General features: G+C 42.7%; 12 protein-coding genes. 7 read left to right on the forward strand and 5 right to left on the reverse strand.

Annotated features, from left to right (window positions below):
• Window positions 1–49 precede the first annotated feature (49 nt).
• Window positions 50–478, reverse strand: coding sequence for a DUF6010 family protein (locus tag P2W82_RS04175; protein WP_336514583.1), 429 nt, complete (start codon window positions 476–478; stop codon window positions 50–52).
• A 256-nt stretch (window positions 479–734) separates the two neighbouring features.
• A complete protein-coding gene (locus P2W82_RS04180; RefSeq protein WP_336514584.1) occupies window positions 735–1,556 on the reverse strand; it encodes an alpha/beta hydrolase in 822 nt (273 codons plus the stop codon).
• A gap of 338 nt (window positions 1,557–1,894) precedes the next feature.
• Here P2W82_RS04180 and P2W82_RS04185 point away from each other — a divergent pair, with 338 nt between their 5' ends.
• The 3 genes from P2W82_RS04185 to P2W82_RS04195 all read left to right on the forward strand — a co-directional run bounded on the left by P2W82_RS04185 (window position 1,895) and on the right by P2W82_RS04195 (window position 6,829).
• Window positions 1,895–3,220, forward strand: a complete 1,326-nt coding sequence (locus P2W82_RS04185) for a multicopper oxidase family protein (RefSeq protein ID WP_336514585.1) — start codon at window positions 1,895–1,897, stop codon at window positions 3,218–3,220.
• Between the two features lie 887 nt (window positions 3,221–4,107).
• Complete coding sequence (locus P2W82_RS04190; RefSeq protein ID WP_336514586.1) at window positions 4,108–5,586, forward strand: M28 family peptidase; 1,479 nt, start codon at window positions 4,108–4,110, stop codon at window positions 5,584–5,586.
• Window positions 5,587–5,626: 40 nt separating this feature from the next.
• Window positions 5,627–6,829 carry a DUF2911 domain-containing protein gene (locus P2W82_RS04195; RefSeq protein ID WP_336514587.1) on the forward strand — a complete coding sequence of 401 codons (1,203 nt, stop codon included), beginning with the start codon at window positions 5,627–5,629 and terminating at the stop codon, window positions 6,827–6,829.
• A gap of 173 nt (window positions 6,830–7,002) precedes the next feature.
• Here P2W82_RS04195 and P2W82_RS04200 read toward each other — a convergent pair whose 3' ends face one another.
• Together P2W82_RS04200 and P2W82_RS04205 are read right to left on the reverse strand one after the other, a co-directional pair.
• A complete protein-coding gene (locus P2W82_RS04200) occupies window positions 7,003–7,737 on the reverse strand; it encodes a LytR/AlgR family response regulator transcription factor (protein WP_336514588.1) in 735 nt (244 codons plus the stop codon).
• Window positions 7,706–8,740: a sensor histidine kinase gene (locus P2W82_RS04205; protein WP_336514589.1), complete on the reverse strand. Its 1,035-nt coding sequence runs from the start codon at window positions 8,738–8,740 to the stop codon at window positions 7,706–7,708. Before P2W82_RS04205 ends, P2W82_RS04200 begins: the two co-directional genes overlap by 32 nt.
• Before the next feature lie 254 nt (window positions 8,741–8,994).
• Here P2W82_RS04205 and P2W82_RS04210 point away from each other — a divergent pair, with 254 nt between their 5' ends.
• The 3 genes from P2W82_RS04210 (at window position 8,995) to P2W82_RS04220 (ending at window position 14,466) form a co-directional block, all read left to right on the forward strand.
• Window positions 8,995–9,924 carry an ABC transporter ATP-binding protein gene (locus tag P2W82_RS04210; protein ID WP_336514590.1) on the forward strand — a complete coding sequence of 310 codons (930 nt, stop codon included), beginning with the start codon at window positions 8,995–8,997 and terminating at the stop codon, window positions 9,922–9,924.
• On the forward strand, window positions 9,921–13,532 hold the full coding sequence (locus P2W82_RS04215) for an ABC transporter permease/M1 family aminopeptidase (RefSeq protein ID WP_336514591.1): 3,612 nt from the start codon (window positions 9,921–9,923) through the stop codon (window positions 13,530–13,532). The genes P2W82_RS04210 and P2W82_RS04215 overlap by 4 nt, the downstream gene beginning before the upstream one ends.
• Window positions 13,533–13,956: 424 nt before the next feature.
• Window positions 13,957–14,466: a GNAT family N-acetyltransferase gene (locus P2W82_RS04220; RefSeq protein ID WP_336514592.1), complete on the forward strand. Its 510-nt coding sequence runs from the start codon at window positions 13,957–13,959 to the stop codon at window positions 14,464–14,466.
• 271 nt (window positions 14,467–14,737) lie between these two features.
• Here P2W82_RS04220 and P2W82_RS04225 read toward each other — a convergent pair whose 3' ends face one another.
• Window positions 14,738–15,304 (reverse strand): hypothetical protein, encoded by a 567-nt coding sequence (locus tag P2W82_RS04225; protein ID WP_336514593.1) that lies wholly within the window; start codon window positions 15,302–15,304, stop codon window positions 14,738–14,740.
• A 225-nt stretch (window positions 15,305–15,529) separates the two neighbouring features.
• Between P2W82_RS04225 and P2W82_RS04230 the strand changes: the two genes are divergently transcribed.
• Complete coding sequence (locus P2W82_RS04230) at window positions 15,530–16,153, forward strand: Crp/Fnr family transcriptional regulator (RefSeq protein ID WP_336514594.1); 624 nt, start codon at window positions 15,530–15,532, stop codon at window positions 16,151–16,153.
• Window positions 16,154–16,199: the final 46 nt, after the last annotated feature.

The raw sequence follows: 16,199 nt of genomic DNA on the forward strand, positions 1-16,199 counted from the left end.
ATGTAAAAATTGTTTTAAATAAAATCAGACGATATTCTGAGCTCAAAGATTACAATGACAGCCCGGAACTGCCTAATGTTTCCTTACGGGAATCTCTGACAACTCCCTGCTGTAAAACGACCAGGTAAATTCCAAAAGTGAAATCGATAGACAAACAAAACAAGTCATAATGCGGAGGAATCAAACCTGGATTCTGAAATAATGAATACAACCAATCCCAGATACCATGAAGAAAAAATCCTCCCGCCAGTACATAAAGTCCTTTTCTCACCCCATAGTAGGATAAAAACAGAAAGAATACTGCCTGTACGATATTTATTATCAACGCCTGCCAATCCATCCAGGCAAATCCCACATACAGAAAGCCGATTGCCGTTAGTATCAGACCGTAAACCAGTTTCTTGTCCATATGCTTCAAACCTGTAAAAAGCAGTATGATGATGAACCCCAGGGAAATTCCTATGATTGAAGAAGTCATTGTAACAAATTTTATTTATGATTTAATCCATGTGTCGATTAGAAAGCCGTTCACTTTTTAAGAATTGCTTTTTAAAAGTAAAATGATTGATCTCTGTTTCTCCTATACTTACAGGTAATGGATTGACACGAAGTTATACCCGACTGATTGTCCTCACAGGACTATTAAGCGTCAGATACGGACAGGGATTCGGGGGGCTTTGCAGAAGCGAAAAATATTTTAAGTATAGCTAATAGAAACTGCCAACTCCAATCCCCTATCTATTTTGAAAATAGAAGTTCAATCCTTTAACAATATTTGGATTTCTTGATGGCATATGCCCCGCATTGCTCTCGGAATATTTTGAAAGTGTAATATTGGAGTAATTGTTTTGCAACACCTGGTAAAATGTTTCAAAGGGAGCAAGCATTCTGTCTTTTTCTTCATTTTCACCAATACCCATAAACACAAGTTGTTTTTTGTATTTATTATTTATCCTGTTTTCTTCTTCCATGTCCAGCATCACATACTTATCAAACCAAAGTGATGGACTTAGTATAATATAATTACCAAACACTTTGCCATTGATTGCGAAAGCATAAGCTCCAAACAAACCACCATACGAATGACCAAGGATCACGCGACTTTCCCTGGTAGTATCTGCGTTAAAATCCTGCTCCATCTTTGGAATTAGCTGTGTTTCGATGAATTGCAGAAATTGTGGAGCGCCACCTGTTACTGAACTCATTTTTGTTGGCGTATAATCGATGCTACGGTCGCGACCATACCCTATGCTTACCACCAGCACATTCTTTTTGTTATAAGTACCAGAAATCTCTTTGCACTTGTTGGCAACGAATCCAAAAATCTCTTTACCGTCCAGAACGTAGATCGTTGCATATTTTTCGGCTGGGTTGTAGGAATCAGGCAGCCCTACTTTGATGCTGTAAGATGCCCCATACAAGTCGGCCCGTAAAACAAACTCCTTCGTTATACCGGAATTAAATACTTCCTTGGTACAGGAATGTAACAACAGCGTAAGAAATAATACTGCTGCAGTCATCTGCGGTTTTTTGAAAAATGCGGTCATGATTTTCATTTGAATAATTTTTATTGTGAATTTGATAATCAAAGTTAATGTCGGGTTTAGGCGATGATAAAGACAGCATGATGTCAGAAAAGGACAAGAATGGCCAGAGGGTAAAATGAGTTTAGGCAGTAGGAGAAAAAAGACTTTGTGTTTTCAATTTCAATAGAATCATTCTTTAGCAAGGGTAAATGAGATATTGTTACCAATTGCTCAATCAGTCTGGAACTGTTCTGACAACTGACCACCGACAACTACCTTGTCTGTTTTTGACGCTTCACTGTCTTTATACCCGATACAATTCAATTCAATTTTGTGAAACAATCTTCTTAACTAAAAAACCATCGATTATGAAACAGAAAAATAAGACGGTCGAATACCATCTGACCACGAGTGAATTCACATGGGAAATTGCTGCGGGTAAATCAATCCATGCCTGGGGTTTTAATAAACAACTTCCCGGTCCTGTACTTAGAGCAAATGTTGGAGATGAACTTGTCATTCATCTGGTGAACAATCTCGAAGAAGCTACGACTATTCACTGGCATGGTATACGTCTGCCTGCGTCGATGGATGGGACTGATGGAGTACAGCAAATGATTGAACCTGGTGGCGTTTTTGAATATCGTTTTATTGTTCCGGACGCGGGTACATTCTGGTATCATGCACATACCAATGAGACAGTACAAATGGAAAGAGGAATGTATGGCGCATTAATAGTGGATGATGAAACAGATCCGGTATTTGATGAAGAAAGAATTTTCATGATTGATGATATGAAACTGAATAACAGGAATGAGTTTACAAAACCGTCCTGGTTTCTTCCGCGTATGATGGAAAGACATGACGGACGCCAGGGCAATACGCTTTTGTTAAACGGAAGAGAAAACCTGGTCATAAATATGCAGGGTGGTCAGACTGAAAGATGGCGTTTAATCAATTCATCAAGCGCCAGGTATTTTCATTTGCATCTCGACGGTAAACCTTTCAAACTCATTGGTACAGACGGAGGATTATTGGAACATCCTGTATCGATGAACGAAATATTAGTCACACCAGGAGAGCGCGTGGATATCGCGGTCGGCCCATTTGCAGAGGGCGAAAAATTTCCGATGGAATCATTGGCGTATAACAGAACCACTTTTCTGACACCAAAACGGGAAACATTTGCCAATGTCATCGTCGGAGAAGGTCGGGCAACAAAACTGAATTTACCTGAACGATTAAGAATGATAGAACCACTGGCGAAACAGGACTCAGCGATAACCAGAAAAGTAATCATGTCTGTTGATCCAAGGCTCAGGGACGGTAAAGATTTTCGGATCAATGGTCATGCACATGTGAATGACAAACCGGTGATTGCCGGCGAACTCCAGGTATGGGAAGTTTCCAATACCAGTCTGATGGATCATCCATTTCATCTGCATGGATTTTTCTTCCAGGTTATTGAGGAGAATGGCAAAGCGCCGGCATTCATCTCCTGGAAGGATACTTACAATGTAAAACCAAAAAGCAAAGTAAAGATTGCCTGGATGCCGGATCATCGTACGGGTACGTGGATGTATCATTGTCATATCCTTGAGCATCATGCCGCGGGAATGATGGCGATGTTTAAAGTTATTGACGGAAGTACGAAGTATGAGGAGAAGGCAGTTACACATGTGCATCATCATTGAGGCAGAGGGCAGATAAATAAATGATGATATCAAAAACAAATGGTGTTTTTGATCATGAAATGAAATTTGTTTACGCCACTTCATCGTAGCGTCTTGTATGAACTGAAACAGAATATCGACGTTTTCCAAAAGACAATTTTCTTCTCTTATTTTTTGATTCGATTTATTTTACAGGACGCTCCTACGGAGCGATAAACGGGAAATCTCGAATCAATTTTTCCTACAAACAGGATGCTCCGATGGAGCAAAAAGGCAGGATACTTAATTTAGGATCTTTATTTGCAACATCGCAATAGACTTCTAACGCTCCAGCGGAACGCCCTGTTTGCAGCATGATCATTGAAGTTGAAGCGAACATATCGCTCCATCGGAGCGTCCCGTTTGATTTCATCAGGGTTGTGCATGCAGTTTATCAGCCAATGGTTGTTCAAATAATTCAATTCAGTTCACAGACTCTCCGATGAAGCAAAAAGGCAGGTAAATGATTGTCAGAAAATGATGGGATGTGTAAGAATTTATTTGCCAGCAGCCTGAAATTCAACATTCATTAGAATTATGAAAGGTCTTACCCGCAACGCAATCGACACTGTTCCTTTTCATCGGAGCGCCTGGTTTGACATCACCAATGTATCTTCCACTAACCATATAATTTAGGATCGTCATTTGCAACAGCGCAATAGAATTCTATCGCTCCATCGGAGCGCCCTGTTTGTAGCATGATCATTGAAATTGAAGTGAACATATCGCTCCGGCGGAGCGTCCCGTTTGATTGCGTCAGCATCGTGTCCGCAATTTATCCACCAACGTCCTTTTAAATTGATGCGATTCATTTCGCAGGACGCTCCTACCGCCAAAATCGTATCTTCCCACCAAACTGCACCACATATATGAGAAGAGCCACACTCTCCCTCCTGTTTTCCTTTGCTATACTTTTCACCTATTCACAATCAGCAACTGTAAAGGATATCAACCGTTCAACTCCTTTTAACCATGCACTCGCCCCTCTCCGGTTCCTTGCTTCGGATGAGCTCATGGGCAGAGGAACAACGAGACCTGAAATACATATCGCCGCGCGATACATCAGCGAACAATTCCGCAGTTTTGGATTAAAAGAAACACCGGGTACACAGGACTACTTCCAGGTTTTTCATCTTCCGTTTATCAGCGCTCCGACCAGTGGATCATTTGTTGCCGGAAACAAGACATACACTATCGGAAAAGATTTTGTACAAGCGCGTGGGTTTGCCAGCGAGATCGACGCACCGGTAGTGTTTGCCAATTTTGGCTCTGATGCTGATCTTACAAACATCGATGTAAAAGGTAAAATCGTTGTGGTAAACATGGGTGAAAACAATTCTTCACCGGTGATGACAATGAGGAGATTCATGGATGCAAAACAAAAACGTCTCAAAGAACTGGGCGCACTGGCTTTGGTGGAAAGATACTGGCATACTGCCGAAGACTGGGAATTGCCCAGACAGAATTTCAGGGCTCAGCGTCCGCAAAATCCGCTGGATTCTTCATTGCCGGTCTTCATTGTTCATGACCCTGCCGGCGAACTACCGGATGCCGTAAAAAATGCAGCGACTGCCAGCATTAAAGTGAGTGGCAATCATCCCTTCAACCTGGGTGCAAAAAATGTGATCGGCTGGGTCGAAGGCACTGATCCGAAACTGAAAAATCAATTCATCGTTCTTACCGCTCATTATGATCATATTGGTGTGTCACCAACACCGAAAATGGAAGAAAGAAAGTCAGACAGTATTTATAACGGCGCACGGGATAATGCAATCGGTGTTACAGGAATGATCGATGCTGCAGGATATTTTTCTCAGCATCCGGCAAAACGTTCTATTCTGTTTATTGCATTCACTGCTGAAGAAATGGGTATGCTTGGCAGTAAGTATTATGCTGCAAACCCTACCATCGCGTTAGATAAAATCGTTTACAACCTGAACATTGACAATGGAGGTTACAATGATACTGGTCGCGTGAATGTTATTGGTCTTGGAAGAACGTCTGCGGATGCTGATCTTAAAAAAGCAACTGCGGCCTATGGGCTCACACTTGCAGGCGATCCTGCACCGGAACAGGGCCTTTTTGACCGAAGCGATAACGTCAGTTTTGCAGCCAAAGGCATTCCTGCCCCGTCCTACGGAATGGGTGTTGCAAAACTCGATGCAAACATCATGAAACGTTATCACCAGCTCAGCGATGAAATCGGCGACATCGATATGAATTATATTCTGAAATACATCAGATCATATATTCTTGCTGCGAAACTCATCGCTGATAATCCGGTGCAACCAACCTGGACTGCAGGTGATAAATATGAAGATGCCTGGAAGCAACTTTTTAGCAAGTGATGAAGCTAAGCTGAAGTTTAAAACTCAATCATAACTGGCAATGATCCTGAAAACTTTTTGCATAAAACCGGAAATCAAGATATTGGTTCTGTCTCTCTTCCTTTGCTGTTACGAAACGAATGCGCAGCAGAATCAACCATACACCGCAACTTTTATTGGGCGAATGGGTGTTGATACCGTGCTGGTGGAAACCTATACGCGAATTAATAATCACCTCTACGGCAAAGCTTTTACACGTGTGCCGGAAGATTATATTGGCGAGTTCAGCATTCATTTTTATCCCAACGGAACGATCCGCGAGTTTAACGTAACAGCAATGAATCCGTCGAACAGTTCTCTCCCGTTTGAAGCAAAATCCCGCGCTTTCGAATACCGGCTGAATATGAATTGCCGGGACGATACCTGCACTTATTACAACTCCGATCCGGAGAAAGAATCAGAAAGGATTGTCAGGCATGCAGCAAAGCATATGGACTTTGTTGGTGGCTGGGTGCCGTTGATCTCATTGATGGAATGGAACTGTATGCGACTTGCAAAAACATCATCTTCCTATCTTCCCATGAAAATGATCAACCATAACATAGGCGTATATGATATAGGTATTCAGAAAAAAGAAAATGGCATCATGATTTTTGGGGGGCCGTTCCTGGAATACACAAAGCTTACAACAAATAGTGAAGGTCTTATCAGTTCTGCCGATGGTACCGGTACACCCTGGAATTATATTGTTGAAAAACATGCTCCGATAAATATCGACGAGATCGCCAGGCGCATGACAAAAACAACCGGCATCGGGATCCCATCGAAAACGGAAACCATCTCTTCGACCATTAAAAATTCAAAAATAACAGTCACGTACGGACGACCCCACAAGCGGGGCAGGGAAATATTCGGGGGCATTGTACCTTATGATTCACTATGGCGTACAGGAGCCAATGGTCCAACCACCATCGGTTTTGAAAAAGATATCCGGTTTGGGAAAACGACAGTTCCGAAAGGGACTTATTCAGTTTACACTATACCCAAACCGAATGAATGGCTCATGATTCTTAGTTCAGATCTGAGCGGATGGCCTACCAATCCGGATCGTACGAAGGACCTTTATCGGATTTCAATTCCGGTAAAAAAAGGAACTGTAGTACAGGAAGTATTCACTATCGAATTGAACGAAACGAAATCCGGAGGGCAAATCATTTTCAGCTGGGATAATGTTATCGCAACGGCTGATTTTAATATCCGGTAAAGAATCTAACCTCTTTGTATTTACTTTGCGGGCTGTATCTCGGCTGTTTCCTTTGCGGTTTGACTTTAAAAAGGCCGAACTACGAAAAACGAATTGCAAGGCAATTATTTTAGCGACCTTTCAAGCCACTAAGAGATAACTTTCCACTTTACAACTCACAACTTATAACTTCCCTACTCCTGCCCGTAACCTTTCAACCTTTTTTGAAAAGCATCTGCATAAGTATCACTGATCGGTATCACCTGTTCTCCGATACGGATCCTGTTTTTTTCGATATGATCAATCTTGTCAATCGCTACAAGAAATGAACGATGCACACGCACAAAATTGCGTTGCGGCAGCAACTCCTCCAGCTTTGCAAAACTCAATAGCGTCATGATCTTTTCTTCACTCGTATGTATCCGCAGATAATCTTTCACGGCCTCAACAAAAATGATATCACGAACAGCTATCTTCTGCATGCGATGACCCACTTTCAGAAAAACAAAATCCTGCCCGTTATTCTGTTCTGATTTTGTTTCTGCTTTGACATGCTGTATTTTCCCAATCTCTTCCTGGTATAAACGAAGCACAGATTTGTAAAACCTTTCAAACGTAAAAGGCTTCAATAGATAATCCTTCACCTCGAGTTCGAAAGCCTTGATTGCGTATTGATCATATGCCGTTGTAAGAATAATACCTGGTTTGGGATTGAGCATCGGAATGAAACTGAGTCCGTCCACGTCTGGCATATTGATATCAAGGAAAAGAATATCCGGCTTGTCCGACTTAAGCGCACCTGCAGCTTCCAGTGGGCCAGAGAAACTTCCTTTCAAATCGAGAAAGGAAACCTTCGCAATATAGGTCTCCAGTATCTCCTGTGCCAGAGGTTCATCATCAATGATAAAACAGGTGAGCTTTTCTTTCATCAGGTTGTATTTGAAGACCTTGAATTTTAAGAACCACGGTGAACAGGTCACCGGTGTCGTGAATTTCCATCAGGTGCTGTTCAGGATAAAGCAGGGCTAACCTTTTCCTTACATTGGACAATCCAATACCTCCCTGTTCACCCAGTGTATTGGCAATTTTCTTACCAATACGATTCTGTACAGAAAAGCTGAGTACGCTGTTTTTTACCAGCACGCTCACCTTAATATCACCAGGATTTAACTGTGCGTGGCTGTGTTTATATGCATTTTCAAGTAAATGGATAAAAAGTAACGGCGCGATATGACAGGCTTCTGTATTTCCTTCAATTTTCATATCGACCGGATTTTGTTTGTACCGGAGTTGCTGCAGGCTCATATAATCCTGAAGATATTCCAACTCTCTTTTCAGCGGAACTGTTGGTGCATTTGATTCATAACTCATATAACGCATAAGCGAAGCCAGCTGCATGACTGCCTCCGGAGCTGTCGGCGCCTGTTTGTAAACGAGTGTATGAATATTATTAAGTGTGTTGAACAGAAAATGTGGGTTGATCTGCGATTTAAGATAATAAAGCTCAGCTTCCACCGCCTGTTTCTCCAGCTGTTCTTTTTTGACGGTATTGATCACCAGATTTTCGGTTACCCTTGCCAGCCAGCCAAGAAATAAAAAAATGATAACAAAAGAAACCAGGATCATCATGTAACTCTCAAATGCAGCCTCCCCATTCTCCAGCTTCCTGTAATTAAAAACCAGATAAGGAATCGGACCGGTTAATGTGATGCCAGCTATCCTGAGAAAATAAGCAACATTTTTTTTCCTGCCCGAATATCGGGTCAGCAGGTTAAAATGATTGTAAAAAACGTACAGGCATGTTGCAATTACACCAGCTGTAATGGTAACCCAATGTTCATTGTCATCAAATAATTGCATAGCTACCAAAAAGGTGAACAAAAACCATAGAACACTATGCACTGCAACAAACACCTTTTTGATTCTCTTCATAGAGCAAAGTTATTTTTTTCAGTCTTCTTCTGACCGGCAGATCGACAGGCACCCGCTATCGATCTATGAAAGGTACAAAATGAACTGCCAGTACAAAGACAGAAGAAATCAGGCGCTTCGCCGATTACTTTACCATTCCGGCATATCGCCTTTTTAAGTTCCAACCGTTGACAATTGTTTTGTAATTCAATTAAGAAAACATGGAAACGTGTTCGAATCTTTTTCTTACACATAACTGATTCAAATTAAAAAAGATGGTGCATCATCCAATAGGCCTGGTCATTCGAAACGTCTCGAAAAAATATGCCAACGGTGTGCAGGCGTTACAAAATATTTCATTAAACATTCCACCCGGAATGTATGGACTGCTTGGGCCCAACGGCGCTGGTAAATCAACACTCATGCGAACACTGGCTACGTTGCAGGAACCTGATGAAGGCCAGATTTTTTTAGGTGACATAGATGTCGTGAAACAAAAGGATCCCGTACGGCGGACACTCGGATACTTACCACAGGAATTCGGAGTTTATCCGCGGTCCACAGCAGAAGAACTGCTGGATTACTTTGCAATCCTCAAAGGAATCACCAATCGTGCCGAACGAAAGGAAGTAACAGCCGCCTTACTTCTGCAGACCAATCTCTGGGACAAAAGGAAACAACGTTTAGGCGGCTTCTCTGGAGGAATGCGCCAACGCTTTGGTGTTGCAGTGGCATTGTTAGGCAATCCGGGACTACTGATTGTAGATGAACCAACAGCAGGTCTCGACCCTGGAGAGCGTCTGCGATTTCTTAACCTGCTGAGTGAAGTTGGTGAAACCAGTGTAGTGATTCTTTCTACTCATATCGTCGCAGATGTAGCGGAAATATGCTCGAACATGGCCATCATCAGCAAAGGAGAAATCCTGCTGGAAGGCAAACCTGCAGATGCAGTAAATATGTTACAGGGACGAATATGGCAAAAGCTGACAGATAAAGATTCTCTTCCTGTGCTTGAACAGGAATACCCGGTGGTTTCTTCCAGATTGCTGGGTGGAAAAGGGAAGGTAAATGTTTACAGCCTCAGCAGGCCTGGAAGTGGTTTTGAAGTTGTGCAACCTGACCTGGAAGATGTTTATTTCAGTACACTAAAGGGATTTTATGACATGGACATTTACCATCAGAAAACAAAGCAGATCGTGCCATGATATTAAAAAGAATTTTTGCAATGGAATTCAATTACCAGGTGCGACGCAAATCTACCTGGATCTATTTCTCGACGGTGTTTGCATTCGCATACCTGTGGGTTATGGGAAATTATATTTATGACGCAAGGGAAGGATATTTTTTATTGAATTCCCCGTTGGTTATTGCTTCAGTTGCCGTTTTATGCTGTGTGATGTGGTTGCTGATCGGTGCATCAGTCGCTGGCGATGCATCAGCCCGGGACCTGGCCACACGCATGTATCCACTTACCTGGACATTACCTACTGCAAAAACCGCTTACCTGGGAGGACGTTTTCTTGCTGCTTTCGCTCTCAATGTGATCATACTTCTCGCTATCCCGGCGGGCTTATTTGCCGCTATGGAATTGTCCGGAGCAGAAAAAGAAATTCTGGGGCCTCTGCGCACCGATGCTTACCTGGCGTGTTTTTTTTATATCATATTACCCAATATATTTTTTGCTACGGCTATACAATTCACAGTGGCAACTCTTACACGTCGTGCAGCAGGAGGTTACCTGGGCGGTATGATACTTTTTACAGCGGGTTTTATTATAGCACAAGCAATGCCGGATTCGGGAAAATGGGGAGAACTCATTGATCCAATGTGTTTCACCACTGTAATGAGTTATACGAGCAGCTGGAGCCCGCTTGAAAAAAACTCGCGACTTATACTCGATGGGGAGACCTTCCTGGTAAACCGACTGCTATGGTTCGTCATTTCAATCAGCGCCCTGGCTTTTACCTGTTACCGCTTTCGGTTCCGGACAAACGAAAATATTCAAAAAGAAAAAACAACCAGACATCCGCACCCTGGTTCAAGACTTCTTGAACGACTAAATCCTGGACTATGGGTAACGATGCCGGAGATCAGGGGAAATTTTGGTTTTGTGAGTCAGCTGCGACAGTTGCTCACGATCACCAGTAAAGCTTTTTTGCAGATCGCAAAAAATAAAGCAGGAATTCCCTTGTTGGTAATCATGGCGCTGATCATCTGGGCCGTGTTGCCCGCAAACCTTGAAGCGAGAAATGTGCCTTTGACACATAGAACCGATGTGATACTGAATTATCTGACGGCGCCAGTGATTCAACCGGAAAGCTTCTGGATCATCATCGTAATGTTGACGATTTACTATGCAGGAGAATTGATTTGGCAGGAGCGTGAAGCAGGTCTGAATGAAATCGCCAATACCGCGCCGGTCAGGGAATGGCAGCTCTTTGTGGGTCGGTTCCTGGCTGTGAGTTTAGTATTGATGATCTGGATGACCTTGTTAATGATCGCAGGAATACTAACGCAGATCACCAGTCGGGATACCAACATAGAATTGTTATTATATTTTAAAATATTGTTCGGAATGCAATTGCCGGATTGCCTGCTTTTCGCACTCCTCGCATTATTCCTGCAGGTATTAATAAATCACAAATACCTCGCCTATTTAGTGTCACTGCTGGCTTATGTCTCCATAGCTACTGCCGCAAGCCTTGGAATTGAACACAAGCTTCTTATATTTTCAGCGAGCCCGCGATGGACCTACACGGACATGGCCGGTTTCGGTTCAAGCGTGAAGCCATGGCTCTGGTTTAAAATCTACTGGATATCGTGGTCATTGCTTTTGGGAGTTCTTGTTCAGTTATTCTGGATGCGTGGAAATGAAAAAAAAATTATTACAAGAATTCGGCTGGCCCGGGGCCGTATCACGCGCTCAAAAGCGCTGTTTACTTTATCAGTGGTTTGCTGTTTAGTTCTGACCGGAAGCTTCATTTTTTATAACACAAATGTAGTCAATGAATACAGAACCGCTTTTGATCTCAGTGAGCAGCGTGCTGATTATGAAAAACTTTACCGGAAGTACATAGACGCTGCTAGCCCCATGCTGAAAGAGGTAAAGTTACAGGTTGAGATATACCCGAAGCAAAACGAAGTAACGATAACGGGTGAATATGTTCTCCTCAACAAAACATCGGAAAGCATAGACTCGATCCATATCGCTACCGCAGATGGTGTGGAAACGCATCTAAAGAATTTTGACCAGCCTTCGGCAGAACTGCTACGCGATACAATTCACGGTCACCACATATACAGATTGGCTGACATGTTGCGACCAGGCGATTCTGTTCGCCTCTTTTTTGACGTAAATTATAAATCACGCGGCTTTTCAAATAATGGCGCAGATGCACATATTCTGGATAATGGCAGCAGCTTTTCAAATATTAAATGGCTCCCCGCAATTGGCTACCAGCCTTACCGGGAATTGGATGACGCTGGTTCGCGTAAAAAATTTGGCCTGGAGGCACGTGCCGCTTCACCGTCACTCTACGATATAGAAGCGCGTAAGTATGCACCGTTCCCCGAACAGATCAGGTTTGAAGCAACCATAGGAACTGATGCGGATCAGCAGGTGGTAGCACCCGGAACCTTGCGTAGGGTTTGGATAAAAAATGGTCGCCGATATTTTCATTACATGACTGATGCTCCCATCAGAAATGAGTATTCATTTTTCTCAGCAAATTATGCGCTTGCAGAAGGAAAATGTGAAAACAGATCGGAACCGGCAAAAGGCGTTTCGATCCTGATCTACTATCCTCCGGGGCTAACCGAAAATCCTACACGTATGATCCGGAGTGTGCAGGCTTCCCTGGATTATTACACCTCCCATTTTGGCCCCTACCCTCATCAACAGCTCCGGTTTATAGCTCATCCGGGAAATTCATTTGGAAACCATGCAGCACCAATCAATATCACAACAGAAGAAGGATTCTTTCTCATGAAACCAGCAGCTGACCCACGAGGTTTTGACCTCGTCAGTGCTGTAGTCGCACACGAGGTGGCGCACCAATGGTGGGGAAATATGATCAAGGCAGCAAGTGTTGAAGGAGCCGGTCTGATTACGGAAAGCCTGGCATGGTATTCCGCCATGTGTGTTTTTGAAGAAAAATATGGTGCTGACGCTCTCCGTCAATTACTGGATTTTATGAGGGAAGAGAATGAAAACCCACGTACACGCGCTGCGTTGCCGCTGCTGCAGGCAAATGACTGGTACCAGAACTATCGCAAAGGTCCTCTTGCGTTATATACGCTCAGACAGTACATCGGCAGAGATAACATGGATAAGGCTTTAAGGAATTTTCTTGCAAAGTACCCTGCCGGAACAATACCTTTTCCAACTTCACTTGACCTTTACCGTGAGTTTAAGGAAGTAACTGCAGACTCTCTCCAACCTTTGCTGTACGATTTGTTTGAGGCGAATACTTTTTGGGAGCTTAAGACGGACGATGCTGCCGCCAAAAGAATCAGTGACAGTCTATGGCAGGTGACGATTCAATTGCACACGAAAAAGCTGGTTATAGATAGTATCGGTAATGAAAAAATATCACCTATGAAGGACTGGGTCGAGATCGGAATTTTTTCCGGCAGTGTGGGAAATACAAAAGGCAAACAAATATATCTGCAGAAACACCTGGTTAAATCGGGTTCGCAAACCATCCAGGTGACCGTTCCTGAAGAGCCATTTGCAGTAGATGTTGATCCACGCCATTTGTTCATAGATTGGAAGTTGCAGGATAATTACAGGAAAGTGGAATTGAAAGAATGAGTTAAACGTTTCCTGCTATGCTAGAGTTTGCTGGTGTAGGATTTTTTGAACCACATAGGCCACGAAGGCACATCAGGTCAACCTCTATATGCAGGAATGAGCAAAACTAAATGGCGGGTTTTTCTGGTGGTGAGTTTTTTTGAACCACATAGGACATGGAGGCACATAAGCTGTTCTATGTGTCTATGTGACCTATGTTAACTCATGTGGTTCAGATTTTTCCCTCAAAAATCACTTGCTTATTGTATTCGTCAATAATTCAAATCCCTTTCTTTGCAAATATTTCTTCACTGCAACAATCAAATATATTTCCGGTCTTGCCACCCTCCTGCCTTTTACTTATATGGACAAGATCTATCGCCTGAAAAAGAATCGATCTCCAAAAAAGCAAAAACAGAATCGCAATCGTTAAATACCTTGCCATATGATTTTAAGAAAAGCAGATATAGCGGAACGGAGTATCATCTGGAACATTCTTCAGCAGGCCATTGAACAACGAAGGCTGGATGGCAGCGAGCAATGGCAACAGGGTTATCCCAATGAACAGACAGTTGACGATGATATTGCAAATGGTCATGGGTATGTGCTGATTTACGAAAATTCAATCATCGCCTATGCGGCAATCATTTTCGGAATTGAACAGGCGTATGAAGAGATCGAAGGAAAATGGCTAAGTAACCAGGATTATGTTGTGATACATCGTGTGGCCGTTTCGGATTCTTTGAAAGGGAAGGGAATTGCTACCCTCCTGTTTAAAAAGATTGAAGAACTCAGCATCGAACACGGTGTCTACAGTATAAAAGTGGATACTAATTTTGATAATGTACCGATGTTGAAAATCATGGATAAGCTGGGATATACTTATTGTGGTGAGGTGTTTTTTCATGGCGCACCGAGGAAGGCATACGAGAAAATACTGGACGGCAGACAGTAATCCGCAGACGTTTTTAGAATACAGTTGTGAGATATCTTCTAAAATACGTTTAAGCCATTTTGAACCACATAGATCATAAAGGCACAGTAGGCACATAGGGCTTTTCTATGTGCCTATGATTTCTTGGTGAACTATGTGGTTCAGATTCTCCCGGTCGGAGGCCGTTTCATTGCCAATCCAATAACCTATCACCTGTAACTCCAAAAAGAAAACCGCGCAGTATCGTTTGAAAATTCCGCGGCAAAAATCAATTTAAAAATTTACAATTCAATTATTGCCCGGGTGGTGGCGGTGGTAGCATTCCCTTTCGTTGAGCCTGGAACATCATTGTCACCTTGCCGTCTTTATTGAAACCCCATGTTTCCTGCAGACTTACCGTATCTGTTTTGCCCTTGTCGTCTGTGCGGAAATCAACTCCCCAGATCGACACCCAATGTTCATTTTTATCTGTGCTTTTCACTCCCATCACCGCTTCCACTTTTGTTTCAACTTTTTTGATGGAGTTTCGGTATTGCTGCATTTCCTTTATCAGCTTGTCCTTCGCTCCCATTGCCATTGATCCGTCTGCAAAGAAAAATGAAACTGTATCAGCAAAATGCGGACTGCTTTTGGAGAGATCCCCATCTACAAATTCCCGCCATAGTGCAAGAACAGTTTCTACATTCGCAGCAGAATCCATTTCAAAGGACGCAGAATAATCAATATTGAAACCATGCAGATTTGCAGGAGTGCTGGATTTAACTTCAGCGGCCGGAACTGCTTTTTCTTCCGGAGCTGTATTACTATTGTTACAGGAGAGAATTGCAATTACAAGAATTGCCGAAAGGATTTTTTTCATAACGTAAATGTTAGGTTTAGAAGAATTGGTTTGGCAGGAACACCGGTTATCCCTGGATAGCCAGCCTATAAAAGGTAGAATTATTTTTGGATTCAGAAGGAAATTTTGCCATACAGTCTATCTTAGGAACCAGCATGGAATATCCAATACGTTTATTCTCCGGGTAAGCCTTTAACTCATTTTACGATTTTATTGCCCGGTACTGATTTATTTTAAATTTGATGTATGGAAGAGTTGCAGGCGATATCCGAGTTCCGCACATCTCCCGAACTGGTTGAAAAATTATATCAGCACGGAGAAGTAAAAAGCTATAAAGCAGGAAGCATCATCCTCAATGAAAATGCGCATATACGCGCCATACCCATTGTAATGAGTGGTACATTGAAGGTCATAAGAACAGATGAAGATGGTAAAGAGATTCTGCTTTATTATATCAAAGCCGGTGAAAGCTGTATCATGTCATTCCTTGGCGGACTGCACAATGATACCAGCAAAGTAAAAGCTGAAGTGGAGGAAGATGCCGAAATCCTCTTTTTGCCCGTGGATAAAGTTTCTCTTTTTATAAAAGAATACCCGGAATGGTTGGATTATATTTTTCGTCTATACCATAAACGTTTCGAAGAGCTGCTCGAAATGGTGAATGCCATAGCATTTAAAAAAGTGGATGAGCGATTGCTTAATCTCCTCAGAAAAAAATCCGAACTGACGCATTCAAGAACCATTCCGATCACTCACGAGCAGCTTGCCAATGAGCTGGGAACGGCCCGGGTGGTGGTATCCCGCCTTTTAAAACAACTCGAAGAAAACCACCTTGTTCAATTGGGAAGAAACAATATTACGCTTCTGTAACCTAAGTTACCGTCTGCGGATATTAGTTGATGCAATTTGCTGCATC

Source organism: Pollutibacter soli (assembly GCA_029269725.1).
Taxonomy (GTDB): domain Bacteria; phylum Bacteroidota; class Bacteroidia; order Chitinophagales; family Chitinophagaceae; genus Pollutibacter; species Pollutibacter soli.

Excerpts from the sequence above, each read along its gene's own strand:
- P2W82_RS04230 (WP_336514594.1), top strand. The coding sequence starts at position 15,530 with ATGGAAGAGTTGCAGGCGATATCCGAGTTCCGCACATCTCCCGAACTG.
- P2W82_RS04220 (WP_336514592.1), top strand. The coding sequence starts at position 13,957 with ATGATTTTAAGAAAAGCAGATATAGCGGAACGGAGTATCATCTGGAAC.
- P2W82_RS04180 (WP_336514584.1), bottom strand. The coding sequence starts at position 1,556 with ATGAAAATCATGACCGCATTTTTCAAAAAACCGCAGATGACTGCAGCA.
- P2W82_RS04205 (WP_336514589.1), bottom strand. The coding sequence starts at position 8,740 with ATGAAGAGAATCAAAAAGGTGTTTGTTGCAGTGCATAGTGTTCTATGG.
- P2W82_RS04195 (WP_336514587.1), top strand. The coding sequence starts at position 5,627 with ATGATCCTGAAAACTTTTTGCATAAAACCGGAAATCAAGATATTGGTT.
- P2W82_RS04200 (WP_336514588.1), bottom strand. The coding sequence starts at position 7,737 with ATGAAAGAAAAGCTCACCTGTTTTATCATTGATGATGAACCTCTGGCA.
- P2W82_RS04215 (WP_336514591.1), top strand. The coding sequence starts at position 9,921 with ATGATATTAAAAAGAATTTTTGCAATGGAATTCAATTACCAGGTGCGA.
- P2W82_RS04225 (WP_336514593.1), bottom strand. The coding sequence starts at position 15,304 with ATGAAAAAAATCCTTTCGGCAATTCTTGTAATTGCAATTCTCTCCTGT.
- P2W82_RS04175 (WP_336514583.1), bottom strand. The coding sequence starts at position 478 with ATGACTTCTTCAATCATAGGAATTTCCCTGGGGTTCATCATCATACTG.
- P2W82_RS04185 (WP_336514585.1), top strand. The coding sequence starts at position 1,895 with ATGAAACAGAAAAATAAGACGGTCGAATACCATCTGACCACGAGTGAA.
- P2W82_RS04210 (WP_336514590.1), top strand. The coding sequence starts at position 8,995 with ATGGTGCATCATCCAATAGGCCTGGTCATTCGAAACGTCTCGAAAAAA.
- P2W82_RS04190 (WP_336514586.1), top strand. The coding sequence starts at position 4,108 with ATGAGAAGAGCCACACTCTCCCTCCTGTTTTCCTTTGCTATACTTTTC.